This is a genomic window from Agrobacterium sp. MCAB5, from assembly GCF_052114365.1.
GTDB classification, from domain to species: domain Bacteria; phylum Pseudomonadota; class Alphaproteobacteria; order Rhizobiales; family Rhizobiaceae; genus Agrobacterium; species Agrobacterium tumefaciens.
Map to the genome: position 1 here is coordinate 160,481 of NZ_JBFREP010000010.1, position 25,863 is coordinate 186,343.

The 25,863-nt window shown below is 57.1% G+C and carries 22 protein-coding genes and 1 pseudogene; 8 read left to right on the forward strand and 15 right to left on the reverse strand.

Translation table 11 applies throughout. From position 1 onward, the window contains the following. Nucleotides 1-294: 294 nt before the first annotated feature. A complete protein-coding gene (locus AB4Z23_RS20845) occupies nucleotides 295-2,199 on the forward strand; it encodes an AI-2E family transporter (RefSeq protein ID WP_236774647.1) in 1,905 nt (634 codons plus the stop codon). A gap of 266 nt (nucleotides 2,200-2,465) precedes the next feature. On the opposite strand, the gene AB4Z23_RS20850 is transcribed toward AB4Z23_RS20845, so the two are convergent. From AB4Z23_RS20850 to AB4Z23_RS20865, 4 genes are read right to left on the reverse strand one after another with little or no spacing between them, the layout of a single operon-like run. Then, nucleotides 2,466-3,278, reverse strand: coding sequence for an inositol monophosphatase family protein (locus AB4Z23_RS20850; protein WP_333711596.1), 813 nt, complete (start codon nucleotides 3,276-3,278; stop codon nucleotides 2,466-2,468). Between the two features lies 1 nt (nucleotide 3,279). After that, nucleotides 3,280-4,341 carry an ABC transporter ATP-binding protein gene (locus tag AB4Z23_RS20855; protein ID WP_441360718.1) on the reverse strand — a complete coding sequence of 354 codons (1,062 nt, stop codon included), beginning with the start codon at nucleotides 4,339-4,341 and terminating at the stop codon, nucleotides 3,280-3,282. Beyond that, on the reverse strand, nucleotides 4,334-6,340 hold the full coding sequence (locus AB4Z23_RS20860) for an ABC transporter permease (RefSeq protein WP_441360719.1): 2,007 nt from the start codon (nucleotides 6,338-6,340) through the stop codon (nucleotides 4,334-4,336). The genes AB4Z23_RS20855 and AB4Z23_RS20860 overlap by 8 nt, the downstream gene beginning before the upstream one ends. Next, nucleotides 6,337-7,296, reverse strand: a complete 960-nt coding sequence (locus tag AB4Z23_RS20865) for an extracellular solute-binding protein (RefSeq protein ID WP_441360720.1) — start codon at nucleotides 7,294-7,296, stop codon at nucleotides 6,337-6,339. The genes AB4Z23_RS20860 and AB4Z23_RS20865 overlap by 4 nt, the downstream gene beginning before the upstream one ends. A gap of 212 nt (nucleotides 7,297-7,508) precedes the next feature. On the opposite strand from AB4Z23_RS20865, the gene AB4Z23_RS20870 reads away from it, so the two are divergent. From AB4Z23_RS20870 to AB4Z23_RS20880, 3 genes are read left to right on the forward strand one after another with little or no spacing between them, the layout of a single operon-like run. Then, nucleotides 7,509-8,753 (forward strand): ROK family protein, encoded by a 1,245-nt coding sequence (locus tag AB4Z23_RS20870; protein ID WP_441360721.1) that lies wholly within the window; start codon nucleotides 7,509-7,511, stop codon nucleotides 8,751-8,753. 37 nt (nucleotides 8,754-8,790) lie between these two features. Next, nucleotides 8,791-9,951 carry a Gfo/Idh/MocA family protein gene (locus tag AB4Z23_RS20875; RefSeq protein WP_065662742.1) on the forward strand — a complete coding sequence of 387 codons (1,161 nt, stop codon included), beginning with the start codon at nucleotides 8,791-8,793 and terminating at the stop codon, nucleotides 9,949-9,951. Beyond that, nucleotides 9,917-10,582 carry a GNAT family N-acetyltransferase gene (locus AB4Z23_RS20880; RefSeq protein WP_441360722.1) on the forward strand — a complete coding sequence of 222 codons (666 nt, stop codon included), beginning with the start codon at nucleotides 9,917-9,919 and terminating at the stop codon, nucleotides 10,580-10,582. The genes AB4Z23_RS20875 and AB4Z23_RS20880 overlap by 35 nt, the downstream gene beginning before the upstream one ends. A gap of 279 nt (nucleotides 10,583-10,861) precedes the next feature. On the opposite strand, the gene AB4Z23_RS20885 is transcribed toward AB4Z23_RS20880, so the two are convergent. From AB4Z23_RS20885 to AB4Z23_RS20925, 9 genes and pseudogenes are all read right to left on the reverse strand, one after another. Further along, nucleotides 10,862-11,359 carry a GNAT family N-acetyltransferase gene (locus tag AB4Z23_RS20885; RefSeq protein ID WP_019565755.1) on the reverse strand — a complete coding sequence of 166 codons (498 nt, stop codon included), beginning with the start codon at nucleotides 11,357-11,359 and terminating at the stop codon, nucleotides 10,862-10,864. Further along, nucleotides 11,356-11,652, reverse strand: coding sequence for a type II toxin-antitoxin system TacA family antitoxin (locus AB4Z23_RS20890; RefSeq protein ID WP_019565754.1), 297 nt, complete (start codon nucleotides 11,650-11,652; stop codon nucleotides 11,356-11,358). Before AB4Z23_RS20890 ends, AB4Z23_RS20885 begins: the two co-directional genes overlap by 4 nt. Before the next feature lie 182 nt (nucleotides 11,653-11,834). After that, nucleotides 11,835-12,262, reverse strand: a pseudogene (locus AB4Z23_RS20895) (DDE-type integrase/transposase/recombinase); the annotation flags it as partial. A gap of 212 nt (nucleotides 12,263-12,474) precedes the next feature. After that, on the reverse strand, nucleotides 12,475-13,341 hold the full coding sequence (locus AB4Z23_RS20900) for an aldose 1-epimerase (RefSeq protein WP_441360747.1): 867 nt from the start codon (nucleotides 13,339-13,341) through the stop codon (nucleotides 12,475-12,477). After that, nucleotides 13,328-14,515: a galactarate dehydratase gene (locus AB4Z23_RS20905; RefSeq protein WP_013637437.1), complete on the reverse strand. Its 1,188-nt coding sequence runs from the start codon at nucleotides 14,513-14,515 to the stop codon at nucleotides 13,328-13,330. Before AB4Z23_RS20905 ends, AB4Z23_RS20900 begins: the two co-directional genes overlap by 14 nt. A gap of 44 nt (nucleotides 14,516-14,559) precedes the next feature. Then, on the reverse strand, nucleotides 14,560-16,284 hold the full coding sequence (locus tag AB4Z23_RS20910; protein ID WP_441360723.1) for an ABC transporter ATP-binding protein: 1,725 nt from the start codon (nucleotides 16,282-16,284) through the stop codon (nucleotides 14,560-14,562). A gap of 8 nt (nucleotides 16,285-16,292) precedes the next feature. Continuing rightward, complete coding sequence (locus AB4Z23_RS20915) at nucleotides 16,293-17,417, reverse strand: ABC transporter permease (protein ID WP_025591532.1); 1,125 nt, start codon at nucleotides 17,415-17,417, stop codon at nucleotides 16,293-16,295. A 9-nt stretch (nucleotides 17,418-17,426) separates the two neighbouring features. After that, entirely contained in the window at nucleotides 17,427-18,413 is a 987-nt protein-coding gene (locus tag AB4Z23_RS20920; RefSeq protein WP_003517191.1) for an ABC transporter permease, read from the reverse strand. 120 nt (nucleotides 18,414-18,533) lie between these two features. Continuing rightward, nucleotides 18,534-20,483: an ABC transporter substrate-binding protein gene (locus AB4Z23_RS20925; protein ID WP_013637433.1), complete on the reverse strand. Its 1,950-nt coding sequence runs from the start codon at nucleotides 20,481-20,483 to the stop codon at nucleotides 18,534-18,536. 299 nt (nucleotides 20,484-20,782) lie between these two features. Here AB4Z23_RS20925 and AB4Z23_RS20930 point away from each other — a divergent pair, with 299 nt between their 5' ends. From AB4Z23_RS20930 to AB4Z23_RS20940, 3 genes are read left to right on the forward strand one after another with little or no spacing between them, the layout of a single operon-like run. After that, nucleotides 20,783-21,502 carry a FadR/GntR family transcriptional regulator gene (locus AB4Z23_RS20930; RefSeq protein WP_003517195.1) on the forward strand — a complete coding sequence of 240 codons (720 nt, stop codon included), beginning with the start codon at nucleotides 20,783-20,785 and terminating at the stop codon, nucleotides 21,500-21,502. Between the two features lie 55 nt (nucleotides 21,503-21,557). Next, nucleotides 21,558-22,439 (forward strand): SMP-30/gluconolactonase/LRE family protein, encoded by an 882-nt coding sequence (locus AB4Z23_RS20935; RefSeq protein ID WP_065687593.1) that lies wholly within the window; start codon nucleotides 21,558-21,560, stop codon nucleotides 22,437-22,439. Between the two features lie 32 nt (nucleotides 22,440-22,471). Beyond that, the gene (locus tag AB4Z23_RS20940) at nucleotides 22,472-23,368 is read left to right on the forward strand and encodes a dihydrodipicolinate synthase family protein (protein ID WP_065687592.1); all 897 of its coding nucleotides are present in this window, start codon (nucleotides 22,472-22,474) and stop codon (nucleotides 23,366-23,368) included. 139 nt (nucleotides 23,369-23,507) lie between these two features. Here AB4Z23_RS20940 and AB4Z23_RS20945 read toward each other — a convergent pair whose 3' ends face one another. Both AB4Z23_RS20945 and AB4Z23_RS20950 read right to left on the reverse strand, forming a co-directional pair. After that, nucleotides 23,508-23,927, reverse strand: a complete 420-nt coding sequence (locus AB4Z23_RS20945) for a type II toxin-antitoxin system VapC family toxin (protein ID WP_065687591.1) — start codon at nucleotides 23,925-23,927, stop codon at nucleotides 23,508-23,510. Continuing rightward, a complete protein-coding gene (locus AB4Z23_RS20950) occupies nucleotides 23,924-24,178 on the reverse strand; it encodes a FitA-like ribbon-helix-helix domain-containing protein (protein ID WP_065687590.1) in 255 nt (84 codons plus the stop codon). Before AB4Z23_RS20950 ends, AB4Z23_RS20945 begins: the two co-directional genes overlap by 4 nt. A gap of 383 nt (nucleotides 24,179-24,561) precedes the next feature. Here AB4Z23_RS20950 and AB4Z23_RS20955 point away from each other — a divergent pair, with 383 nt between their 5' ends. After that, a complete protein-coding gene (locus AB4Z23_RS20955; RefSeq protein WP_065662894.1) occupies nucleotides 24,562-25,167 on the forward strand; it encodes a J domain-containing protein in 606 nt (201 codons plus the stop codon). The last annotated feature ends 696 nt before the right edge of the window (nucleotides 25,168-25,863 follow it).

Sequence of the window (25,863 nt, forward strand, 5' to 3'; positions counted from 1 at the left end):
GTGACAGCACCAATCGCCCTTCATCGCTCAGGCCCTACACCCCTTTTTCGATTCCGATAGGCCACAGTAATTTCTAAGAAATATTTTCCCTTACATTGGCGCTACTACAGGACTGCAAGGTCGAGAGAAAGATGTGAGGCACGCCCTTGCATCTTTAACGTCTTTCGCGAGTTAAAGCTGATCTTCATAAAGCAGATGCGGACATGGCACATATTTTTTGAGTTCATCGGTGCATCTAAAGGCGGACTGCTGATGGACACTGGCGCTTTAACAACAAACTACATCGGAAAACTTATGGCCGTTTCTCATCAAGGTCCGCTGGCTAACACCAGGCTTTCTGGACGAACGATTCTCATTCTGATTGGCGTCGCGGTCATCCTGCACGTGGGTCAGGAAATCTTCGTGCCATTAGCCTTGGCTCTCCTCCTGACATTCACTCTGGCACCTATTGTCTCTTTTCTCCGAAAACACTCTGTGCCCAAGATTGCCGCCGTTATTTTGGCGGTCGCCTCAGCCTTCATGGCAATTGCGCTGTTCAGTTTCGTCGTCGCCACGCAGGTGACAAATCTTGCCGAAAACATCCCGACATATCAGCGCAATATCGTCACCAAGGTTCAGGCGCTCAGCCAAGCCGGATCAGGGAATGGTGTGCTCGAACATCTGAGCAAGGTTGTCGAGCGTGTCGGCGCCGAGTTGCAGACACGCGCCGTCGAAAGTCAGGACGAGCAGTCGACCGCACCAACCATGCGAGAGCCGATGCCCGTTGAAATCGTCACGCGATCCCATCCGGTCGAGACACTTGGCAATTTCATTCTTCCGCTTATCAGCCCGTTTGCAACGGCAGGTTTGGTCATCGTTCTTGTGATTTTCATGTTGATCGAGCGCGAGGACCTTCGCGACAGGTTCATCAGGCTGGTTGGACTTGGTGACCTGCATCGCACGACGGCAGCGCTGCAGGACGCTGGAAAACGGGTTGGGAAATACCTTCTGATGCAATTGGTGGTAAATGCCCTTTACGCCTTTCCCATCACCATTGGGCTTTGGGTGCTTGGCATTCCGAACGCGATCCTGTGGGGTCTGCTGACGCTGGTTCTGCGTTTCGTGCCCTATATTGGTCCCGTTATCGGAATGGTATTGCCGCTGTTCCTCGCCCTTGCAATCTCTCCCGGCTGGTCGTTGGTCGCGTGGGTCGCGGCACTTTTCATTATCACCGAACTGATCAGCAATAACGTCGTTGAACCTTGGCTTTATGGTAGCCACACCGGCTTGTCTCCGATGGCGATCATCGTCTCCGCAATCTTCTGGTCCTGGCTCTGGGGACCGCTGGGGTTAATGCTGTCGACACCTCTCACGGTGTGTCTGGTCGTTCTTGGCAGATATGTCCCCGAGTTCAGTTTTCTGGACGTTCTGCTCGGAAATGAACCAGTCCTCCAACCGCAGGAAAAGCTTTACCAGCGGCTGCTCTCCGGCGACCCCAACGAAGCGACTGACAACGCCGAAGAGTTTCTCGAAGAGGAATATCTCATCGACTACTACGAAAAAGTTGGTCTTCCTGCCTTGATCCTGGGCGAAGCGGACCGCCAGCGCGGCGTGATGACAGAGGCTCAGATCGCGCTTCTTGCCTCCAGCGCCCATGCCCTCATTGAAAATCTTGCAGAGATTGCGAGCGAAGAGGAAAACGAGGGACTGTCGGAAGACGAACAGACTTCAGCGCCAGAGACCAAAGAGACAATCGCGCTACCGGACGGTAAAGGCAGATCAATTCTATCCCTGGGAGGCAGAGGGGCCATGGACGATGCAGCGTCTGCGATGTTATCGCAAGTTCTCTTGGTTCAGGGTGCGCAGATCAGACAAGCAGACTATACAGTGATTGAAGGGCGAGATTTAAAGGCTCTGGTGGCTGACGATATCGACACCGTTGTCGTTACGTTTCTCAATGAGAACTCGAAATCGCACGCACGACAGATCGTGCGTCGTTTGAAGCGTGTAAGACCTTCTCTTCGTGTCGGCATTTTGTTGCCGATGGGAGAAAGCGGGCGCGAAGCGCCAATCGACCCACAAGACATAAGCGCCGACTTCGTTGCCGCTTCGCTGACGCAGGCCGTCTTGTCGGCCCTGAGCGACACAGGCCCTGTGGCCTTGAAAAGCCCCGTGAGAAAAGTGGCGCGCCAGCGCCGGGTGCAGCCGGTGGCTGCCTGAACGCAGCCACGAGAAGTCTGTCGATGTTACCGAGGGGCACGCATCTTGTCTCCTGGATCATAACGCATAGGACCACCCGAAAGCTTCAGCCCCTGGACTTGCGCACGCTCATCACCGCACAAACCTGCATTCTGGAAAAAGCACGATGCATCGGTACAAAGATTGAAAACGTTACGCGTCTCTAGGTATCTACGGCGAACTAAGAGCAGTCAGGTCTAAAGCTTGACAGTTGCGACATCAAAAGCGGCCTGCGGTTGTGAGACCTTTCAGCTTGGAGTCTCCGCTTGCTGAAACTTGGATTTGAGCCACTGATGTATGGATGACGTTCCCGCCAACAGTGAACCGCCGTCTTCTACAACACCGCCATTGAGGGAGGTAACAAGCGCTCCGGCTTCCTGGGCAATAATCTTGCCAGCCGCGTAGTCGTAATGGCTAAGGCCGTCTTCGAAATAGCCATTTAACCTGCCCGCGCCAACATATGCGAGATCAAGTGCGGCCGAGCCGAGTCTGCGGATGCCTGCCGTCTCGTTGGTGATGGTATCAAGGGCCCGGAAGAAAGCACTGCGGTCCATCGACTTCAACTGTCCGTGGATCGGCATAGATAGAGATATGATGGATTCTTCGGGCTTTTTCTCTTCCAACCGTGTCAGTTCCTTACCGTTCATCTGGGCACCCTGCCCTCGAACTGCCGTGAACATCTCGTCCCGCAATGGGTCAAGGACGACGCCCAGTATTTCGCCATCGTCGTCGCAAAGCGCGATGCTGACAGCAAAATAGGGGATGCCCCAGATGAAGTTGCTGGTTCCGTCGAGCGGGTCTACCACCCAGCGGCGTCGTGCGTCTGGCTTGCGCGTACCGGTTTCTTCACCCACGAAACCGTAGCGATCACCTGCCCTTGCCAGAACTGCGGCAATAGCCTCCTCGGCAGCAAGATCGGCCTTGGACGCATAATCACCCAAAGCTTTTCGTTGAACACTATCGCGGGACATGGCGCCGAAATGCGTCCTCAGTTCAGCGCCTCCGGCAAGTGCGGCGGACAATGCAAGCTGCATCAGTTCGTCAAGCGACAGGTCCGCCATCTCATACTCCCGAGGGTAGAAAAGTTATCGTCTCGAAATCCACACCGACGCGCGAGTCGAGATCGAGTGCGTGCCGTGTTTCCACCGAGATGGTCGCACCGTTCTCAAGTCGAAGGCTCTGCGTCCAGGCCTTGCCCATGAAGCGGCGATCTTTCACCGTTGCATTGACGAGAGCGCTGCCGTTTTCGCGGGTCATTACCTGTTCGGGACGCACGACAAGTGTGCCTTTACCGCGGTGGCCGCTTCCTGTGATAGGAAGTCTCGATCCGTCAGCCATCTGGAAGCCGGTCTCATCAAATTCGCCCTCCAGAAAGTTTGCGCTGCCGACGAACTCGGCAACGAAGCGGTTCGCCGGTCGCGAATAAATTGTTTCGGGATCTGCAAGCTGCTGCACGATTCCATTCTGCATCACGGCGATCCGGTCCGACATTTCGAGGGCTTCTTCCTGATCATGCGTCACATAGATTGCTGTGAGACCGAGTCTCTTCTGCAGACTGCGCAGTTCATGGCGAAGAGCCACGCGAAGACGCGCATCAAGGTTGGACATGGGCTCGTCCATGAGAAGCAGCGGCGGGTTGATGACAAGTGCACGCGCCAGCGCGATGCGTTGCTGCATACCCCCACTCATTTCTGCGGGATAGCGCTTCTCGACGCCGTGAAGCTCGACCTGGGCCAGTGCGGCCCGAACCCTTTCAGCAACTTCGTTCTTCGGAACCTTACGCAGCTTGAGCCCGTAAGCGACATTGTCGAACACGGTCTGGTTTGGCCATAGCGCATAGTTCTGAAAGACGAAGCCGATATTTCTGTCCCAGGCGGCGAGCGAGGTCACGTTCTGCCCGTTGAACAGTATTTTTCCGCCGTCGATTGGGTGGAAACCTGCAATGGCGCGCAAAAGTGTCGTCTTGCCGCAACCGGACGGCCCTAGCAGCGTGAAGAATTCGCCGGGCCTGATCGTGAGGCTGATGTCTTTCAGAACTGCATGATTGCCAAAGGTCTTGGAGACGGCGTCGATGACGACCTCGCAGCCTTGGGTTGGAGTTTTGGAAGATGAGGTTTCAACCACCGGAATTTCCTCGAATTTGGCCGTAGCGGACAATGAAATAGAGAGGGATGTAAATGATCAGCATCAGCAGGATGGTCTGTGCTGCAGAGACACCGAAATCGGCATCGACCAGCGTGTTTTCGAAGATCACGGCTGTCATCGGCTTCCACGGCGGACGATAGAGAACGATGGTAGACGACAGCTCCGTGACGATGTGAAGGAAGGTGAGCGTTGCACCGGTTACCGCACCCGCCAGGACCAGAGGTGCCGTTATGGTGAAGAAGACCCTGAATGGGCGCGCTCCAAGACTGATTGCGGCCTCTTCGAGAGCCGGGTGAACGCGCCTCAGGGCCGCCTCTGACGCCTTCACCGTAAAAGGCAGGTTACGAATGAGATAGGCAAGGAGAAGGATGAACCAGGTGCCGGTCAGTTGCAGCGGCGCCTTGTTGAACATCATGATGAGACCGATACCGAGCACCGTGCCGGGAATGACATAGGGCATCATGACGGTGAGGCTGAGAACGGGGGCGATGATCCGGTAGCGCTTGCGTATAATCACATATGCAATCCCCAACCCGATTGCTGTTGCCGCCAGCGTTCCGGCAATACCAAGCGACAAGGTCACCCAAGCCGGCCCCATGCCGGTGCGCCACATAGTGGCGTAGTTTTCCAGCGTAAAGTTCGCCCTGGGTAGGCCGACCCGCCATTCCATGAAGCTGGAAACCAGCACCGTCAGGTGGGGCGTGAATGCCATGAGAAGGGCAATGATGACCGCGCCAAGCACTGTGACATGAGCAAGAGGCGATAGCGGCTTGCGTTCCAGCGCCCGCGACGACACCACGGCAAAACCGCGTCGCGCCAAATAGATTTGCTGCGCCATGAGGAACAGGCTCGAGATGGTGATGAGCACAATCGATCCTGTGGCCGCAAGCGCCGGATTGCGTCCTGCCTCACTCAGGAAGGACGTATAGATCAGAACCGGCAGTGCGTTGACATCGAGGCCAATGATGCGCGGCGTTCCGAAGTCAGACAGGGCTGCCATCGTTGCCAGATAGAGACCGGTGATGATGCCGGGGAGTGCCAGCGGAATTTCGACCGTCATGCGCACACGAGGCGGCTTGGCACCAAGGCTTTCCGCTGCCTCGATATGGCCAGCGTCCAAACTCTGAAACGAGCTGTGACTGAGCAGAAAGATGATTGGAAAGACCAGCCAGGTGATGACCCAAATGACGCCATGCAAGCCGACAATCGAGACATCGAGGCCGAGATAGTTGGTCAGAACGCCGTTTCGTCCCAGAAGCAAGCGCCAGGCGTATGCCCCCAGAAATGGTGGAGACACGGACGCCATAGTGACAAGAAAGACGATAGCAGTGCTGCCCGCGACCCGGTAACGTGCGATAAGATAAGCCAGCGATACGCCGATCAAAGCGGCAAGTCCGGTGGACGTCAACGCGATCAGCAGGCTGTTTACCGTGGCGGAAAGGGTTTCCGAGCGTGTAAAGAAATCGGTATAGTGGACAGCAGAGAGCGACAGCGATTTGTTTTCGAAGGTGATGTAGGCGTTCGCGGCATGTGAGAGCAGGACGGCGTTGAGCGACTGCGCCTTGATATCTAAAGGCGCTGGTGCAGTTGTCGCGAATAGCCCCCGGGGCGCCTGCTGCGAAAGCGTGAACCGAGCCGAGCCCAGATCGAGTTCAAGTAAACCTGCCTCGTCCTTATCAACCGAAATCGGCTGTTGCGAAGAGAGGCGCAGCGTTCGGTCATCCTGGACGTCTACAGTCAGACTGTCAGTCGAACCCAGCGTTATCGCAACGCCGTCAGAAAGTTTAGCAACGCTGTATCGGGCGGTCATTTCCGGGACGAATTGCAAGCCGTCTTTATTATGCAGAAGAGTAAAACGGCCGCCCTCCTCCAGGAGGGAGGCGGCCGTGAGGCGAACCTGCGGGACAACAATCGTCAGGCCGCAGAGCACGAGCGCGACGATTGAAAATATCAGCCAATTGTCGCGCAGCACCTTCATTTTCCGCGAAGCTCCTGAAAGCGAGCCACGACCACAGGGCGCGGATCGACAGCGGATACGATCGTGAGCGTAGCCATGTCAGGCAGAGCGGCGGGAGGCGTTACATCCTTGCGTGCCGAGCGTCGAACGGTGGCGTCGCGAACAATTTCATGCGCCATTTTGCTGCCGAGGAAATCGATGAAGCTCTTGGCGTCTTCGATGTGCTGCGCGCCCTTGACTATGGCTTGCGCATCGATCTGGCCGGTAACCGCATCAGTCGGATAGACGATTTCGATCGGCAGACCTTGAGCCTTCCACTTGGCACCCAGATCCTCGTTGATCCAGCCAACTGCTGCTTCACCGTCGCGCACGGCGTTGAAGGCATCATCGGAACCGGGAGCAATGCGCGCACCCTTGGCCATTTGACCGACGAAATCCCAACCGAAATTGCCAGCAAGAGCGGAAAGAATGACATAGCCGGTGCCGGATTTTGCAGGGTCTGGAATAATCAGGCCACCGTTCTTTGCGAAGTCCTGTGAGACGAGATCTTTCTGCGTCCTTGGTATGGAGCCGGCCTCGACGCGTTTGGTGCTGACGACCAGCGGCTGCAGCAGCACCGTGAACGGATGCCAGATGTGATTGGGATCGTTAGTCACCATGTCGGCGTCGGACTTGCTTTCGAACGATTGGAAGAGGGCTGCATTTTCTTCGAAGGTCTGCGTCGGTCCGCCCCACATGACGTCTGCCGAGGAATTGCCACCTTCTGCACGCAGGCGCTCGATCAGCTCGCCAGTACCGCCGCGCACGACGGTCACCTTCACATCCGGATTTTCCTTGGCAAAAGCGTCGAGGATGGGAGCAGATGTCGCCTCCCCATGAGCGGTGTAGACCACAAGTTCTCCGGCATTCGCAACACTGATGATCGACGCCGACGCCAACGCGCCCGCCATGATACGCCGCAAGGTCCATTTCAGCATGACTATGTTCCCTTTTTAAAGTCACTGAGAAGAAGGCGACCCTATTAATCCATTTACCAGATTAAAAATCAAGCCGCCTTTTCTGCGGAATTACGGTCCTTGCGTTACAGTATTATGACTGAAGGCTAAGATCATCTGCATTGCGAACTGCTTGACGCCCATAGGCTGGGCTGATAAATTCCATTTAATTTATTAAATAGGAATTGGCCCCGATGAGCTTGATGGGCAGCAATCACACATATTCCGGCCGCTACAACCGTCGCCTCGTTTTCGATCTGATCCGATCCGGCAATGGCATAAGCCGGCGTGACCTTGTTGATGTGACAGGCTTGAAGCCGCAGACCATGTCCAATATCTGCAAGGACCTGATAGACCGTTCAGTGGTTGTGGAAACCATCCAACAAGAGGGCGCGCGCGGTGCGCCGCAAAAGAAGATGTGGGTCAGGGCCGAGGCCGGTTGCTGCCTGGGTATTCACGTGGATCGCGACGGGCTTCTGGGCATCGTCTGCGATCTGGCGGGGCGGGAGTTGGGTCGCGAAACCGCATCCGCATCGCTCGAAGATCCATCCGACACCATCCGTGCCATCGCCGATATGACACAGCGTCTGCAGTCGGTTACGGTGGATCGTCCCGCCTGGGGCATCGGCATCGCGATGCCCACATTGCAGGAGGCGGAATTCGAACATCCCGTCGGCCCGCCGGGTTGGGATGCGTGGAGCCGTATGCCGGTGGCGGAAGCCATCGAAGATGCATGTGGCCTCCCCACCATCATCGAGAATGACGCCACAGCCGCAGCAGTTGCCGAACTGAGGGTGGGAAGTGCGGGAGGACTGAGCCACTACGTCCATATTTTCGTCGGGCACGGACTTGGGGCAGGCATTATCAATGACAGCATGCCGCTCCAGGGATTTTGGAACAATGCCGGAGAAATCGGTCTCCTGACATGGCCGGCGGAACTTGCCAATCCAGATGCGGGGAAACAGACACCGTTTTCGATCGACGAGCTTGCAGCGATGCTGTCGTGCGAAAGCAGGGAAATTGCGCGGCCTGGGGCATTGGAGAAACTTTACGCTCAACGCGACAGTATTCTGATGCGATGGCTGGATCTCAATTCAAAGCGCCTGCGGTTACTGGTGTCGCTGCTTGAAAACATCATGGACCCGCAGACCATCGTGGTTGGAGGGCACTTTCCACCAGCGCTCATCAATTCCCTGATCGACCGGGCCTATCCCCTTTTGCCGTCAGTCAGCGCCCGAAGCCACCGCGAAATTCCCCGGCTGTGTGCTGGCGCTCTAGGGCCGGAGGCCGCCGCGATCGGCGCTGCCATGCTACCTGTGATTGCTCATGGCAGCCCAGACTTCAGGCGCCTCTCATCCATGCGCGGACGCAGCCAGACAATCGATTTCGAAAGACGCTTCGATCGGGTCGCAGGCGCGCCAACGGATGACGACACGTGATCCTGATTTACATAACTCTTGCCGACAGGACTAAAACATGAAAATCGCAATTGCCGGGCTCGGCTTTCGGCTTGCCAATGTCATTGCCTCCTTCCGCAAGGCCTGCCCTGAGCTGGAAATTGTCGGCTTGATGGACCCGCAGCCTGCTGGGCTGCCAGCCATTCAGTCCGCAGGCATGGCGGCGCCGCGACGTTTCGAAACCATCGAGGCTATGCTGACGCAGACGAAGCCGGATCTTCTTATGGTCGGCTCGCCCAATCTTTTCCATCTGGAACATATCACCGCCGGATTGCGCGCAGGCGTGCGGGTTTTCACGGAGAAGCCGGTGGTGATCGACGAAAACCAGACGATGACGATGGCGCGTCTGCTTGCCGAATATGGCGATGAAAGCGTTCTGGTGGGGCTCGTTCTGCGGTACTCTGACCTTTATCGGGATCTGCGCGCAGCGCAGACGCAAGGTCAAATCGGCGCCATCACGTCGATTGAAGCATCCGAGCATATCGCACCCTACCACGGAGCATTCTTCATGCGGGACTGGCGACGGCATACGCGCTACGCCGGGCCGTTTATCTTGGAGAAATGCTGCCACGATCTCGACCTCTATGGCAGCGTTGTTGGGCAGCGGGCGATGGCCGTTGCCAGCTTCGGCGGCCGAAAGTCGTTTATCGCGGAAAACAAACCGGATCAGTTCTCCGCGTTTCAACAGCGGGAATTCTATAAAAAGCCGAGCGGCTGGCTAGAGGGTGGCGCGGTATTTGAGAGCGATGGCGATATTATCGACTATCAGACCGCGATTATCGAATATAATGGCGGGGCGACGATGACGTTTCATACCAATCTCAACGTTCCAGATCAGTTCCGCCGCTTCTGCGTGATCGGTAGCAAGGGAATGGCCGAGGGCGATTTCATCCGCAATCGCTTCGAGGTGCACTCTGCAATAACAGGCGAAAAGCTAGTCGAGCGGCGTTACGAGGGGCACGAAAGCGATCACTATGGCGCAGATGATCAGATGGCCTCGGATATCTACAGGCATCTGACCGAGGCCTCTCCGCTGCCCGTCAATATCGTCTCAGCCTTGGAAGCGGGGCTCGTGGCAATCAAGATTGATGAGGCACGCCGGGTCCGGCGCACCATCGAGCTTGCTGAAACCTGGCAGCGCTTCGATGACGCGCTTCGCACCCCGCATGTGGCTGCCTGAGGCCACGATTATGACCATGCCAGGGTCTCTATCCTCCGTAATCATCCGCAACGCCCGACCGTCCGATGAGACGGCGATCCTCGACATATGTGTGCGCACTTCAGATCGAGGCAAAGACGGATCACAATACTACTCTGACCCGAGACTTCCCGGACTCTTATGGGCGCTGCCCTATGTCCGCTTCTGCGCAGAAACTGCATTCGTGCTGACGAAGGATGACGTCGTCATGGGCTACTGTGTCGCCGCGCCCGATACGATTGCCTATGAAAATTGGCTAGAGGCCGCATGGTGGCCGTCCTTGCTGGAAGAGCTCCGCGATTTCGAAACACGGACAGTAGAGGATGAGAACGTTCTTTCCTATATTCGAAGCGCAAGAAAGACCCCGGCTGAGGTCACACGGCCCTACCCCGCCCATCTGCATATCAATCTTCTGCCTGAGATCCAAAATGGCGGCCATGGGTCGTCGCTACTGCGACATCAACTGGATTCTTTGACGAGGTCTGACGTGAGAGGCGTCCATCTAGGCGTTAATCAGTATAACGAAAAGGTCGTAGCATTTTACGTCAAATTCGGCTTTGTGGAAATTGACCGGACACCATCGATCGTGATGGCGAAGCGACTGATTGAATGAAATACTTAAAGCGCGTCGCGATTTCTAACGTCGCTCTTCAAGCTGTAGCGCCTTTTGTTTTCTTTTGTCGAAGCTCGAGGATAACCAAAACTATTCCAGAAATGATTTTCATGGCGAGCTGGCCTTTAAAGTCCACTCCGTTTTGCGACAAAGTGTCTTTTCGCCCTGAAGGGGTACGAACCCACCGCACGTCATTTGTTGTCAGACTTTTTCGAGCAGTTCCATTGGCTTAGAAACACAGTGGAATGGACTCAAACGAAAATTATTGATGAATTTCGTTTAGGTGTTCAGCGCGTTATTGAGGTCGTGCAAACCGACCATCAGCATCATGGGATCGGACGGAGAAGACAGGAAGCCGACGGCTTCGTAGAAGGCTCGTGCGTCATCAGAAATCGCATGGACCAGCACGCCGCGGATCCCGAGCACTTCAGCGGCATTCAGCAGGCGCAAACCCGCGTCGCGCACCAATGCCCTGCCGATACCACGCCCTTGACAGGATTGATCAATGGCGAGGCGGCCAAGCACTGCAACTGGGATTGGATCAGGCATATTGCGCCGAAAGCGACCAGGCACTTCCGGCGGTTTCACGGAGCCAGAGGCCAGGGCGTAGTACGCGATGACGCGGCTCTCGTCGCACACGACAAAGGTCCGCGACGCGCCGCCTGCTTGATTGGCCCGGGCACGGCGCCGAAGCCAGTCGTCCAGTTCAGGTACTCCAGAATTGAATTCGGCCAGTTCGTGATGATCGGCCAGGGGGACTGGTGCGCTGAGAGTCACGCCTCATCCCAGGGCGCTTTGGTCGACATCGTGCGCTTTAGACGCTCATTGGGCTGTGCAGGCGCATCGAGACGGGCAAGATATTCGGCATAAATTTCGGGGCTTACCGTGACGATTGTACGGTCGAGCAGCACCTCCTCCGCACGGCGCTCGGAAGCTTCCAACATGAAATCTGTGCGCGTTTTGCCGAGCAACTCTGCGGCGCGATCGATCAAGTTGCGAGTAGCAGGTTTGATGCGCATATTCAGCGGCACACTTGCGTCCGGGCTCTTACCCGTGTGTGAGGTCGGCATGGGAAACTCCTATCCAAGCGCATTTATATAGCGTAACGACATTATCTTTACAAGCGTCGTAAAGATAATGTCGTTACATTCGCCTGCGGACGAGCGCACGACAGACGCCGGCTTGAAGCATAACCTCATGGGATGTTGTCACGTTAAGTTACCTAGGCCGAGAAAGGTAGCGGCTCGAATTTTCAAGCGATGCAGGCAGCAATTTTCGATGCATCGAACGCTTCGAGGCGGTAGCGAATTGTTTGTGCGGCGCGGCGGCGGGCGGAAACAGAAAAGCGATGTGGGTAGCGCAGTGCATAGAAACGAACTGTTGCAATGCTCCTGGCGATTGGCGACCCTGCAGGGTTCGTTCTCGGTTGGAAACGGCAGATGGCTGTTCTCGGCCCGATTGTTGAAGCTCTTGTGCGATCAATTGTTAAGGCCGGCAGCCACGTCCGCATTTGCCGCACTCGTAGGAGCGCAGCTTGTCAGTGATGATCCGCTAGGGAGCAAAACCACAGCGCTTCATCAAAGACACGAGTAGGCGCTTGGCCTCCCTTTTGTCACGTCGCTTCTGTAATATTTCTTCGAGAACGACGCCATCCTGATCGACTGCGCGCCCAATCCAAAACGTGGGTAACGGCGAGCCGGTTAGCGTGACAACACCTCTTGACGGGCTAAGGCCACTAGGCGCTGCAGGAGGCATACGCCGCCGCTCGGAAGACGTTGATCGCCAGGGGATATCCTTGAGATAGGAACGCATAACCTTACTGATTGCGCAGGATTCAAGACAGGCGGAGCGCCCGGAATAGCCGTTATGTGCGTGAGGCACCTACGCCCCTGTCAACTTTCAATAGAAAGCCTAATACACCCAGACAGTCGTTGACCGGGCGAGATCGTTTCGACGCCGCGGCCATTTCGCTCTGGTTCCGGTAAGCCAAGCGCTCCGGCGACCATGGAAACGGGTTCAAGACAAAGATAGCGGTCCATACGGTGGGCAGCGAGATTGCTAAAAACAGGATCGGCCTCGAGCAACAGTGAAAAACTGTCAAAACTGATGCGCGCATATGACCAGTCGGTGAAGTGCAAGGTGTATCCCGTCGTAGCAGGAATGGCAGGTTTCGAGCGGGGCACCGCTTGCTGGCCGGTTGGCACGTTCTGCACATCGAGGGGATATTGCAGTTTGGCATCGGTGCTGGCGTCGCAGCCTAATTCTGCCGAAAAATAGGGATGCCAGCCAAGCGAAACCGGCACAGGCCGGTTTTCCAGATTGGTTATCGACAATTCCACCGTCAAACGGTTGCTTTCAAGCATAAAAGATTGTTCAGCGCGGAAGGAAAATGGCCACTCAGCATCCGCCTTATAGTCAAGCACCAGCGTGCACTGATCGGCCGCCAAGCTGGAAATATCCCACGATCGTCGGTGAGCAGGTCCATGCATGGCATCAGGCGAAAGGGCGGGATGTGGAAGAAGGTCGTGCCGGATATCCGCGTGAACGAATGAGCTGCCATATAACCTGTTGTGGTAAGGAATGAGCGGATAGGCACCTGCCCTCGGCCAGTTCAACGGGTCAAAAGACTCCCCCGCTGTCGGCACCAGAATATCGCCGTGATCCTCGTGGTGCAGATGCGTCATCCTTCCACCCCAGGAAGGGCGGAGGCGGGCCGAAAGCTGCCTGAAGGCAATCGTAACCGTTTCAGGCAAAAGCATATGAGCCATCAGGCCGTTTCGGCACGCGTCGCTGCCAGTGAACATAGCCATCTTCCTGCATGGCCTTTTCATCCATCTCGACTCCCCAACCCGGTCGGTCCGGCCTCAGTTCCAGGTATCCATCCTTTGGCAGATAAGGGTCGACAACATAGCGCGTTTCATCCTCGCGTTTTTCGAGGTCAGTGCCACCATAAACATAGCACTGCCCCTTCGGCAGCCTGTATTCAAGAATACGGAAATTCTGCTGGGCGGCGGAGAAATGCACGTTGACGGCGGTGGCGAGCGGCCCCATCGGGTTGTGCGGCGCGATGCTGACGAAATGCGCCTCTGCCAGCGTGGCGATGCGGCGCATTTCGGAAATACCACCGACAACGCAGATGTCGGGTTGAATGATATCGGCGCCCCGGACTTGCAGAAGACGCAGGAAGTCATTGCGGTTGTAAAGACTTTCACCCGTTGCCAGCGTGCAGTTCAGCCCCTGCTTCAGGTCTCCCCACATCTCGATATTTTCCGGACGCAACGGCTCTTCGAAAAATAGCGGATCATAAGGGGCAAGCGCATTGCCCAGTTGACGAGCGGCGGCAGGCTCGAAAATCTTGGCATGCGCGTCGAAGGCAATATCGTAGTCGGGCCGCACGGTTTCGCGAAGCGAGCGGAAATATTCGGCCGAACTGCGCACCACCTCACCCCAGCGATGGGCGTGAATATCGACGCGCCATGGGCTTAGCTTGAAGGCTGTGAACCCCCAGTCTTCGTTGAGACGATCGAATTCCTCCCTTGCCGCCGGTGCATCCGGTGCCGTGTAGACGCCGGCGTAAACCTTGATACGGTCACGCACTTCGCCGCCCAGAAGCTTGTACACAGGCACGCCTGCCGCCTTGGCGGCAAGGTCCCAGAGGCAATGGTCAAGCGCTGAGATTGCCGAAAGACCAAGTGCTCCGGGCGGAAAGCGGTTTTGTTGGAGGAGGAGATTGTAGAGATACTCGACCCGAGTCGGATCCTGCCCGGCAAGGAAGCCGTAGAGGTAATCCAGAACCGGGGGCAATGCGAGATCGGGGCCGTGATTGTAGCATTCGCCCCAGCCGGTCAAACCGTCATCGGTATCGAGAGCGACGATAACGCGGGGGCGGTCCTTGTCGCGGGTAACGAATACCCGCATGCGATCGATTTTCATGCTTTGGTCTTCCTCTTGAATTGCGAGAAGCAACAGCCGCGCTGTTATCTGGCAGCAGCTCCGTTCTTGATCTCGGGCGGCTCGACGTAGCGGAACCTTCTCGTGCGGTCGCGGTCGCGCGGATCCGGGCGCGGAATGGCCGACAGAAGTGCCTGCGTATAAGGGTGATCCGGTGCGTTGCAGACTTTTTCGGCGTCTCCCACCTCAACAAGCTTGCCGCGATACATCACTCCGACGCGGTCGCACATGTATCTGATGACGCCGATGTCATGGCTGATGAAGATGTAAGCCAGGCCAAGTTCGTCCTGCAGCCGCATGAGCAGGTCCAGCACCTGGAAACGCACCGAAACATCGAGCGCCGACGTCGCCTCATCCGCAACGATGATGCGCGGCCGGAGCGTGATGGCGCGGGCGATACCGATGCGCTGGCGCTGGCCGCCGGAAAAGGCGTGTGGGTAACGCTCACGTCCGGCCGGGTCCAGACCCACCTGCTCCATCAGGGCGCAGACGCGCTCATCCAGTTCCTTGCCTTTCGCAATGCCGTTGACCAGCAGCGGCTCGCCGATGACCTGTGCCACCGTCATGCGCGGATTGAGCGAACCGAACGGATCCTGAAAAACCATGCGCAACTCACGCCGGGCCGCTTTCAGCTCCGCACCTTCGATTTTGGCAAGATCGACCACCGTGCCATCCGCCCGGCGATAGCGCATCTCGCCCCCGGTCGGATCGTAGAGGCGCATGATCGAGCGGCCCATGGTGGTCTTGCCGGAGCCGCTTTCGCCGACGATGCCGAGCGTTTCGCCCGGAAGCAGCTTGATCGACACGCCATCCAGCGCCTTCATCTCACCGAAGTGCATCGAGAGGTCGTCCACTTCCAGGATAGGCGCCGCGGCAAGATCGAGCGGCGGGCGGGCCAGCCGGATTTCCGCCTTCTGCTCCAGCTTCAGAACCGAGCCGATCAGCATACGCGTATAGGGGTCTTGCGGATTGTGGAATATTTCATCGACAGTGCCATATTCCTTGGCGACGCCGTGATGCATGACCAGCACGTCATCGGCAATCTGCGCCACCACGCCCATGTCGTGGGTGATGAACAGCACCGCCATGCCATGCGCCTTTTGCAGCCGCGATATCAGGTCGAGGATTTCGGCCTGCGTCGTGACGTCCAGCGCGGTTGTCGGTTCGTCGGCGATCAACAGTTGCGGTTTGCAGGCCAGCGCCATGGCGATCATGGCGCGCTGGCGCATGCCGCCGGAATATTGGAAGGCATAACGATCCAGCGCCTTTTCGGGGCTGGGAATTTCCACCTGTCGCAGCAGCTCGATGGCTTCCGCCCGTGCCTGCGCCTTGCTCATCTTCAAGTGCAGCCGCAGAACTTCGGTGATCTGATCACCGACGGTATGCACCGGCGACAGCGACGACATCGGCTCTTGAAAAATCATTGCGATGTCTGCGCCGCGCACCGAGCGGATGGCCCGGCTGCGCGGATCGAGCTTTGCGAGATCCAGCGACGTGCCGTCGGCACGGTTGAGGATGATCGACCCGGAAGCGATGTAACCGGGGCTGTCGATGATCTGCAGGATCGAGCGGGCGGTGACGGATTTGCCGGAACCGCTTTCGCCCACAACGCAGAGCGTCTTGCCGGGATCGATGGAAAAAGACAGATCGTTTACGGCGCGGAAAATGCCGTTTCGCACGGGAAATTCGGTGACCAGATTGCGGACGTCAAGCAGCGGTCGGTCTGGCTTCATGGAGAGAATATCGCTCATCCGGGGCCTCACTTGTTATAGGGGTCGGCTGCGTCACGCAGACCGTCACCGAGCAGATTGAGCGCCATGACGGCAACGACAACAGCCACGCCGGGCAGGAACAGCCACGGCGCGGTTGCGATCGAGCGAATATTCTGCGCCTCGCGAAGCAGAACGCCCCAGGAAATGGTCGGCGGCTGGAGGCCAAGACCGAGGAAGGACAGCGAGGTTTCCGCAAGGATCATGGCCGGAACCGCAAGCGTGACCGAGGCGATGATGTGGCTCGAAAAACTCGGCAGCATATGGCGGAAAATGATGCGCCCTTCCGGCACGCCATCCAGCCGGGCTGCCGCCACGAACTCTTCCGTCCTCAGTGACAGGAACCTGCCGCGCACCACGCGGGCAAGCTGCGCCCAGCCGGTCAAGGACAGGATGATGGTGATCATCATATATTGCAGCGTTGCCGGCCAACCCTGCGGCAGGGCAGCGGCAAGCGCCAGCCAGATGGGAATGGTCGGCAGCGACAAAACGAAGTCGATGACGCGCTGCATGACAAAATCGATGCGGCCGCCGTAATAACCGGAGATACCGCCCAGAACGACACCGAGAAGCAGCGAGAAAAACACGCCGACGAGACCGATGGACAGCGAAATTTGCGAGCCCTGTATTACCCGGCTGAAAACATCACGGCCAAGGCGATCCGCGCCGAAAAGGAAGAGCGGTCGGGTCTTGTCGGTCGAGGCCAGCAGATGGATATCCGTGGTGAACAGGCCGAGCACCGAATATTCGTAGCCGCGACCGAATAGCTGGATCGGGATTTTCTTGGCCGTATCTTCGACGAACACCGCCGCCAGCGTTTCAGGATCACGCGTCAGCTTCAGCGGATAATAGTGCAGACCAAGCGAGAGGCCGTCCGTCGTATCGATGAAATGCACACGTTGCGGCGGATGGAAGGTGGCGCGCGCATTCTGCAGAACCGGATCGTTGATGGCGAAGAAACCTGGCAAAAGCGCGACGATATACATGGCGATGGTGACGAACAGGGCGGCCATGGCCAGCCTGTGGCGCTTGAACGCCCACCAGATCAGTTGCCATTGCGAGGCGACGGCAGCGCGGTCCGGCCGGGTATTGGTGGTGATGGCGATATCGCTCATGGCGCCCTCCTATTCGAGACGGATGCGCGGATCGACCAGCGCAAGAAGGATGTCGCTGATGAGTGATCCGATCAACGTCAATCCGCAGATCAAAAGCACAAAGGCGCCGGCGAGATACATGTCCTGCGCCATCAGCGACTGCAAAAGCAGCGGCGCGGCCGTCGGCAGATTGAGCACGATAGCAACCACAACCGAGCCTGAAATGAGATTGGGCAACAGCCATGCAATCGTGGAAATGAATGGGTTGAGCGCAATTCTCAAAGGATATTTCGTCAGCAGCCGGAACTCGGACAATCCCTTTGCGCGCGCGGTGGTCACGTAGGGTTTGGGTAATTCGTCCAGCATGTTTGCGCGCATGACGCGGATGAGGCTTGCCGTGGAGGACACCGCGAGGATCGCAACTGGTAGCCAGATGTGGGCCATCAGATCCATCATCTTGGCGATGCTCCACGAAGCAGTCTCGTACTCCGCCGAAAACAGCCCTCCGACATCGGCCCCAAATTCCACCGCCGCGACATACATCAGCACCAGCGCCAGAAGGAATGACGGTATGGAAAGGCCGAAAAAGGAGAAGGCGGTAAAAAGATAATCGCCGATTGAATATTTGCGCACGGCGGAGAAGACGCCGATCGGAAGTGCGATGGCCCAGGTTGCGAGAAGGCTTGCTATGGCCAGAACCAGCGTCAGCGCCATGCGCTCCCAGATGAGGCCGGAAACGGGCTGCTGCCATTCGAACGAGATGCCAAAATCGCCGCGACTGATGATGCCCCATATCCATTTGAGATATTGCACGATCATCGGGTCATCGAGGCCGAAGCGCTCTCGCAGTTGCGCCGCCGTATTGTGGTCTATGACTTCGTTGGACGCAGCAAGCGTGGCGATGTAAGTCGTCACGTAGTCACCGGGTGGCAGCTGGATCAGTACAAAGGCAAGAAAACTGACGGCGAACAGGGACGGTATCATCCACAGCAGGCGTTTTACGATAAATAGCAGCATGACGTTCTCGCAATCACGTTTTACCACACGCGCCGCCATCCACTACGAGATGGCTTGCGGGTGGTCGAAGCAACCTGAGAGGCGCCGCCGCATTGATGAAGCGGCGCCCATGTGGCGGTGTCAGCTTGTGAAGGTGAACTGTTGCGGCAACGCCGGGCCGGGGTTGGGCCATGACCAGCTGTCGGGTTCTTTCTCCGGCACGTTGCGAAGGTTGTTGCGGATGATACCGAAACCACCAACGGCAAGGCAAAGACCGATCGTCTCGAACTCTTCCGCCGCAATATCGAAGATTTCCTTCATCTTCTCGCCGCGCTTGACAAGGTCGGCCGTCGAACGCGCTTCATCGAACAGTTTGAAGCGCTTCTTCTGGCTTTCCGGCGGCTCTTCCCCTTTCTGCCCGTTGGATGTGTACCAAAGCGCCCACGGAATGGCGTAGCGCGACCCCTGCGGGTGGAACGCGAAGAAGTCACGCGGGTCGAGCATCGGATCGAGACCGCCCGGACCCGGCCAGACCGCCGCATCATGGGCGTTATCATCGCCGCGTGTGTAGTACAGCGCGCGTTCGATGGTGTTGACCTTGATATCGACGCCGATTTGCGCCCACTGCGCCTTCACCAGTTCGAGCGCATCGACCAGATCGGGATAGAGTGTCGGGATCACATCGATCGAGAAGAAAATCGGCTGGCCGTCGGGCCGGAGCCGCATGCCGTTGCCGTTCTTCTTGTCGTAGCCGGCCTTGTCGAGAAGATCGTTCGCCTTGGCGACATCGTATTCGGTGTTCTGACGCGCCAGCTTTTCGTGATACCAGGGATGTGTCGGGCGCGGCCCGGCCTGATAGCCCTCGCTCTGGCCGAAATAGACGATGTCGATGATTTCCTGGCGGTTGAGCGCGATGGACAGCGCCTGACGGAACGACTTGTCGCCGAACATCTTGCGCATCTCAGGGTCTTTGTGGGTGATGTTGAGGTAGATCTGGCACTGCTGCGCAGCCGATGGCACCAGCGTCAACAGACGGTAATCGCCCTTTTTCATGTTCTGCGACAGCGTCGGCTTGTTGGCGAGAACGCTGATATGGCGTTCCTGAATGTCGATCTTGCCGGAGATGACGTTCAGCATCAGCGATTCGACATCCTGCGAAATGCCGAAATTGACTTCGTTGATATAGGGAAGCTGGTTGCCTTCCGTATCGACCTGCCAGAAGTAAGGATTGCGTGTCATGACCACACGGGTCGCGCCGCCGGAATAGGGTTCCTTGACCACCCACGGGTCGAGCGTCGGCTTGTCGACATTCGACCAGCGCGACGGAATTTCGATGTCGCCGCACTTGGCGCGGAACAGTTCCGTCCAGCTGGACACGCCAGCCGCCTTGACGTCGGCATCGAGCGCCGTGTTGTATTTCGGCAGAAACTTGCTGCAATAATGCTTGGCAAACAGCGTCGGATGCTGGCCGAGCGGCGTGGCGAGGTTTTCCAGATAGAGCGCGTTTGGCGCTGCGAATTTGAACCTGACCGTGAAATCATCGACTTTCTCGACATCGACCGCCTTACCGGCGACGGAGAGCTGCGCCGGGGTAGCGCTGTAAAGCTCCTTGTTCTTGATGCAGTCCTCGATGGCGAACACCACGTCATCTGCGGTAAAGGGATGTCCATCAGACCATTTCGCGCCCTGCAACAGATGGAAGGTGAACTGCGAGGCGTCGTCATTGACCTCCCATTTCTCGGCAAGGTTGGGCAGAACTTCGGTGAAATCCATGTTCCAGCGCACTAGCCCCTGGTTGCCGACCATGCGCAGGATGCCGTTATGGTCCGACGAACCGCGCAGGCCGCGGCGCAATGTGCCGCCATAGGTGCCGATCTTTTCATGCGGCGTTACCACCATCGGATTTTTTGGCAGACGTTCCGCCAACGGCGGCAGTTTGCCGTCTTTTACCAGGGCTGCCAGTTCCGGCGCTTCCTTGCCGGCAGCAGCCAGGGCCGAGCTCCCGATGACGGACACGGCGGCGACGCCGCCAAGCCCAGCCATAAAGGTTCGGCGCGTCACGCCCAGTGAAAATTTATCGCCATCGCGCATCGACTATCCTCCCAAAAAATCACCGGCAGCGAGACAGCTTTCACCGAACCGCAACAGCCTCCCGGCCAGCCAGCACACCGATCCTCCACCGGCAGGGCAGACCATATGGGCGTTTTCAGATGATTACAAGTATTGACAGATTTTTACATATTTTTTATTCGTAGACCTGTCTTCAGGATCAGGTTTGAGGAAAGAACCGGCACGACAGTAACCACGTTCATGAAAACCCCGGTATTTCTGTTGCGATTGAAATGCAGGAAACCCATTAACTTCAGCGATTTGCAACGGAAGGGCTGCTGATGGACAATCAAACCGCATCCGCCGCCGCTCGAGGCGAGACTCGCTTGAGCGACATCATCTACGAAAAGATCATCGGAATGATTTCTGATGGGCGGTTTCCCGTGAACGAGCGGTTGCCGTCGGAGCAAAATCTGGCTTCGCTGTTCGGGGCCTCCCGGCCTGTGGTGCGCGAAGCGCTGGAGCGGCTGCGCAACGACGGGCTTATCGTTTCGCAGAAAGGTTCCGGCTCCTATGTGCGCCAGCAGCCGGATTCATCCGTGTTGCAGCAGGTTCCCGTCGGCTCGCTTGCCGATGTGCAGCGTTTCTTCGAGTTCCGGTCCGGCCTTGAGTCTGCAGCCGCCGAACTTGCAGCACGCAGTTGGCAGGCTGCCGACAAAGCCCGCATCGAACAGGCCATTACCGCGCTGGAACAGTGTCTTGCGCGCAACGATCTTGGTGCGGAGGAGGACTTTGCCCTGCACGAAGCCATTGCTAAAGCGAGCCATAACCAGTTCCACATCACCGTGCGGATATGGTTCAAGCCGCATTTCGCGATCGGCCAGTCGGTGACACGCAGCCTCAGCCTCAAGCGTACGCCGCAACATGTGCGCGAGGTACAGAACGAACATACGGCAATCGTGGAAGCGATTTTTGCGCGCCAGGAACAGGCCGCGCATGACGCAATGAAAGATCACATCCTAAAGGCCCGTGCCCGCATGTTTCAGGGCGTCGGCAGCTAGAACCGTTTTTCCACATTTCAAAAGGCGAGCCATACAGGGCAAGGGAAAATAATCAGTGATCCAGCCACGCATCATAGAGCCGAAACTCCGCTCTCTCATCGACACGCCGTTGAAGGTCGGCGAATCACCGGCATGGGATGAGCGTACCGGGAATCTGTGGTTCGTCGACATTCTCGCCCCCGCCATTTTCTGCCTGCATCCGGGCGGCAAACTCGACAGATACGAAATGCCCGCCCAGGTGGGATGCCTCGGTCTTTGCGACAATGGCCTTGTTGTGGCGGGCCTCAAGACGGGCGTGCACCTTCTAGACCCCGCAAACGGCGCGCTCGAACTGCTGTGCGATCCGGACGAAGGACGAGAAGACAGCCGTCTCAACGACGGCAAGGTCGGCCCCGATGGCCATTTCTGGGTGGGAACCCGCGACGAGGCTGCCGTGCCGACAGGAAATGCCCGCCTCTATCGTATCGCGCCGGATGGCGGCGTCGAGCTTGTCATCAATGGCGATATGTTCACATCGAACGGGCTTGCCTGGAGTCTGGACGGAACGCGCATGTATCATTCCGATAGCAGCGGTCTGATGTATCAGGCGTTCGATTTCGATGTCGCGACGGGCACGCTCGGTCCAGCCGAACGCCTGCACGATTTCGCACCCGACGAAGGCAGGCCTGATGGCGCGGCGACCGATTGCGAAGGCTGTTACTGGAGCGCCGGCGTTCAGGCCGGGCGTCTCAACCGCTTTTCGCCGGAGGGCGAACTGTTCGAGATATACAAGTTGCCGTTCAAAGGGCCGACCATGCCATGTTTCGGCGGCCCGGACCTCAAAACGATCTATCTCACGAGTCTTGTGACCGAGACGAACGGAACAACCACCCCAGGTACGCTTGTTGCGTTTGATGTGCCTGTCGCGGGCGTAGCCGTTCACAAATTTTCTATCTGAAGATGCCCTTTGATTTTTAAGGAAACCAGTTGATGACGACATTCGATTTCCGCCAGGCTCTGCACGGTATTTCCGGCGTCCCCGTAACGGCTTACGAGACAGACGGGGAAGTCGATATAGCTGTCACCATCGAAGCCTATGCCCGTGTAGCAAAGGCGGGCATCCACAATATCGTTGCTGCGGGCAATACCGGCGAGTTTTACGCGTTGACGCCCGCTGAAATTTTCAAGGTCTACGAAGCTGCGATTGAAGGGGTGAACGGGCAAGCCCCGGTTACTGCAGCGATTGGACGCTCACAGCGGGAGGCCCTGTCCATGGCGCGTCGGGCCAAGGAGATGGGCGCGTCTGCGGTCATGTCCCACCAGCCGGTTGACCCGTTCGCAGCGCCGCAATCACAGATCGACTATTTTATCGGCCTGGCTGAAGGCAGCGAATTGCCTCTCGTAGCCTATGTCCGCGCCGACGGGTTCTCGGTCAATGACATGGTCAGACTATCGAGCCATCCGAATGTCGCAGGCATAAAGTTCGCGACGACCGATATTATGCTTCTGTCGCGCGCGATCGCCGCTTCCGATCCTGACGGCTCACTTTACGTGTGTGGACTGGCAGAAAGCTGGGCTCCCGCCTTCTGCGCCGTCGGAGCCCGCGGTTTCACATCCGGTCTCGTCAATGTCGCACCGCAATTTTCCCTACAAGTTCATGATGCACTGACGGCCGGCGATTTCTCGGCCGCACGTAAGATCGTTGAAAAGATCGAGTTGTTCGAACGGCTGCGGACACGATACCGGAACGGCGCCAATGTGACTGTGGTAAAGGAAGCGATGCAGATACAGGGGCTTGCGGTTGGCCCAGTTCGAGCACCAGGACTCGCCCGTCTGGACGACGAGGATCGTGCTACACTTGAAGTCCTGCTTGCCAGCTGGCAATGACAGAAGCCTCATTCCCAACTGTGGAGACACACTACGATGCCGATGATGGCACCCAACCCATCTGTTGAATTATGCGCCTAACCGGCTCGGTTGCGTTGAACAAACAATGCCTTGCGTCACGCCCAGATGACCATTGTGGTTATCTGGACCAGGGGTTGATCACTTTCACCCCGGCAGCCTCGAAAGGGCTTGTATCGCGAGTTGAGATCGTGAGGCCATTTGCTGCCGCTGTGGCTGCAATGTAGCCATCGGCCGTGCCGATCACTTTCCCAGACGCTCGAGTGCGTGCCATCAGTTCAGAGTAGAACTGAGAAGTAGTCAGATCGAAGGACAGGATGCGGCCGGAAAAGTGTGGCAGCACCTCGCCCTCGAGACGGTCGCGGAGGATAGTTTGCCGTCTGCCTGAAGGCATAGCAGCAATTCCGAAGCGAAGTTCCGCAATCGTTATTGCGGAGATGAACAGCGTTTCGACAGCTTGGGCGTCCAACCAGGCAATCACCGCCTCGTCCGGAACCGGTTTCCAAGGTTCGGATATGACGTTGGTGTCAAGCAAGATCATTCGAAGGTCATCGGCTTAGAAGGTGTCTTGTCGCGACTTTTCTGAAGAGCTTCAACGTCGCTGTTGGAAAGCTCGGCGTCGCGACCAATGGCCGCTAGCAAGGAACCGAGCTGAATACGTTCCGGAGGACGAACAGCCGCTTCAATAATGGCACGAATCTCGGCCTCCGTGCTCCGGCCATGATGAGCCGCTCGCACCCTCAGAGCGCGATGTGATTCTTCAGAAAGGTTACGAATGGTGACTGCCGGCATTGATATCATCCTTAAAAAAATGATCTCTTTGATATCAAAATACCAAGAACGATGCTAAATTTCAAGAGTGTTGAGTTTCAGCAGGATTTGACCCGTTTTTCCATTTCGCGGCCGACAATCCGTCGAGGATACCGCAACCACGAGCTATCGTCTTCTCGGGAAGATCTATGCACACCTTGCGAGAATGACTGTCGAGCGGGCAAGGTTTTCAGCGAGACATGAGCATGACTAGAAATTGCCCATGCTGGCCATTTCCAAACGACCAATTTGCCAAGGAAACAGCGCTTCCCCCAGTGAGGTTGGCTGTCGCGCCCTGTACGTATTGATCGAGATTGGAGATGTCTGATGTTGCCCTAGGGGTCCTCCGCGTCCATATAGTTCCAATGACGCATGATTCGAAAATATTTGTAGGTCTTCGATCCGCTCGCAAACGCTCGCCATCGGCCAGCCAAGCCACAGGCCCAAAATGCCAATGGGACGGGTGTGAAAAGAGCGGTACTCACCGCGCGCCGGTGGGATCTGGTGCAGAAGGTCTTTACCTCTTATTCTGCCTTGAGCATGTGACTGACTACAACAAGGGTTATAGTTTTACGACGCCACCCTCCAATGCCGACGTCGCCCGTTACCAGAAAGAAGCGACGACGGGTGCGCGCCCGACCTGGGGTAAGAGGGTGAGCGCGGCGACTGAAACTCCGTTACCGTCTTCAGTTCGTTCAGGCTCGGCAAAAACGCTAAATGCTCGCAAAGCCGATCGGCAGGGGCAATCGCGGATCGGCGCCCAACAGAGAAAGCTCAAGGTACTGGAAGCCAAAGCTTTCGAAACACTCGGCCTTTCTTCCCAGGCGACATCCCAAGAAATCAAGAGCCGCTATAAGGAGAGGCTCAAAATGCACCATCCCGACGCCAATGACGGAGACCGCAATTCTGAGGATGCACTTCGAAGCTCGATCGAAGCGTATCGAATCCTTAAATTGAACGGTTTTTGCTAAAGCCTGTTTAAAGGGGGCTTACGATCCCTGCCTTGAAGGGATCAGAACCACTGAGCCGTTCCAACGCATAGATGAGATGATCACTCGGACCTCAATTTAAGCCAACATTTCTCAAATGCATTCAAGGAGCATCTCTGTCATTCGCCCAGGAGCTACGAGCAGACAAGTGCTCCGTTGCACGACATCGCTCTGGGTAGTGGGTCGTCGGCATGGTTTGTGTTTGTCGCTATTCGACCGCAAAAGCGAAGACACCGGATGGCCTATTGGACAAACTCTGCCTTGAGGAGAATCGCCGTCATCGCCACTTAAATGGCCGAAAGACACAGGGATACCGATTTCTATGTTGTCACCACGCAACCGTGCGACACTCTGATTGCCCATATTCAGTCCCGCAGAACGGTGAGGCTCCATCAGTTTTGGTGGAGCGCGCGTCGATGCTTTCCCGCAAGGGCGCCCAGCCTGTCGGTGGTTGGGACTTCGGCTTTTGTCTCGGCACGCCGGGTGCTTGAGGGCCAACTCTCGGTCCCCGATCACGAGCATTAAACCAAACCATCACGTCACGGAATCAGCTAAGTCTATTATAGCTCTTGAGGAGACTTGGATCGTCAACACCTTAGCGCAAACTTCTGCTCGACCTCATCCGCTGGCGCTCGCGCCTAGGCTGCAGCGCGCGAGCTGGTGACGGCAGCGAGCAAG

Bases quoted from the DNA above. Each gene is read 5' to 3' on its own strand.
- AB4Z23_RS20845 (WP_236774647.1), top strand. From the start codon at position 295: ATGGCCGTTTCTCATCAAGGTCCGCTGGCTAACACCAGGCTTTCTGGA.
- AB4Z23_RS20850 (WP_333711596.1), bottom strand. From the start codon at position 3,278: ATGGCGGACCTGTCGCTTGACGAACTGATGCAGCTTGCATTGTCCGCC.
- AB4Z23_RS20860 (WP_441360719.1), bottom strand. From the start codon at position 6,340: ATGAAGGTGCTGCGCGACAATTGGCTGATATTTTCAATCGTCGCGCTC.
- AB4Z23_RS20865 (WP_441360720.1), bottom strand. From the start codon at position 7,296: ATGCTGAAATGGACCTTGCGGCGTATCATGGCGGGCGCGTTGGCGTCG.
- AB4Z23_RS20870 (WP_441360721.1), top strand. From the start codon at position 7,509: ATGAGCTTGATGGGCAGCAATCACACATATTCCGGCCGCTACAACCGT.
- AB4Z23_RS20875 (WP_065662742.1), top strand. From the start codon at position 8,791: ATGAAAATCGCAATTGCCGGGCTCGGCTTTCGGCTTGCCAATGTCATT.
- AB4Z23_RS20880 (WP_441360722.1), top strand. From the start codon at position 9,917: ATGACGCGCTTCGCACCCCGCATGTGGCTGCCTGAGGCCACGATTATG.
- AB4Z23_RS20890 (WP_019565754.1), bottom strand. From the start codon at position 11,652: ATGCCGACCTCACACACGGGTAAGAGCCCGGACGCAAGTGTGCCGCTG.
- AB4Z23_RS20900 (WP_441360747.1), bottom strand. From the start codon at position 13,341: ATGCTTTTGCCTGAAACGGTTACGATTGCCTTCAGGCAGCTTTCGGCC.
- AB4Z23_RS20905 (WP_013637437.1), bottom strand. From the start codon at position 14,515: ATGAAAATCGATCGCATGCGGGTATTCGTTACCCGCGACAAGGACCGC.
- AB4Z23_RS20910 (WP_441360723.1), bottom strand. From the start codon at position 16,284: ATGAGCGATATTCTCTCCATGAAGCCAGACCGACCGCTGCTTGACGTC.
- AB4Z23_RS20915 (WP_025591532.1), bottom strand. From the start codon at position 17,417: ATGAGCGATATCGCCATCACCACCAATACCCGGCCGGACCGCGCTGCC.
- AB4Z23_RS20920 (WP_003517191.1), bottom strand. From the start codon at position 18,413: ATGCTGCTATTTATCGTAAAACGCCTGCTGTGGATGATACCGTCCCTG.
- AB4Z23_RS20925 (WP_013637433.1), bottom strand. From the start codon at position 20,483: ATGCGCGATGGCGATAAATTTTCACTGGGCGTGACGCGCCGAACCTTT.
- AB4Z23_RS20930 (WP_003517195.1), top strand. From the start codon at position 20,783: ATGGACAATCAAACCGCATCCGCCGCCGCTCGAGGCGAGACTCGCTTG.
- AB4Z23_RS20940 (WP_065687592.1), top strand. From the start codon at position 22,472: ATGACGACATTCGATTTCCGCCAGGCTCTGCACGGTATTTCCGGCGTC.
- AB4Z23_RS20945 (WP_065687591.1), bottom strand. From the start codon at position 23,927: ATGATCTTGCTTGACACCAACGTCATATCCGAACCTTGGAAACCGGTT.
- AB4Z23_RS20950 (WP_065687590.1), bottom strand. From the start codon at position 24,178: ATGCCGGCAGTCACCATTCGTAACCTTTCTGAAGAATCACATCGCGCT.
- AB4Z23_RS20955 (WP_065662894.1), top strand. From the start codon at position 24,562: ATGACGCATGATTCGAAAATATTTGTAGGTCTTCGATCCGCTCGCAAA.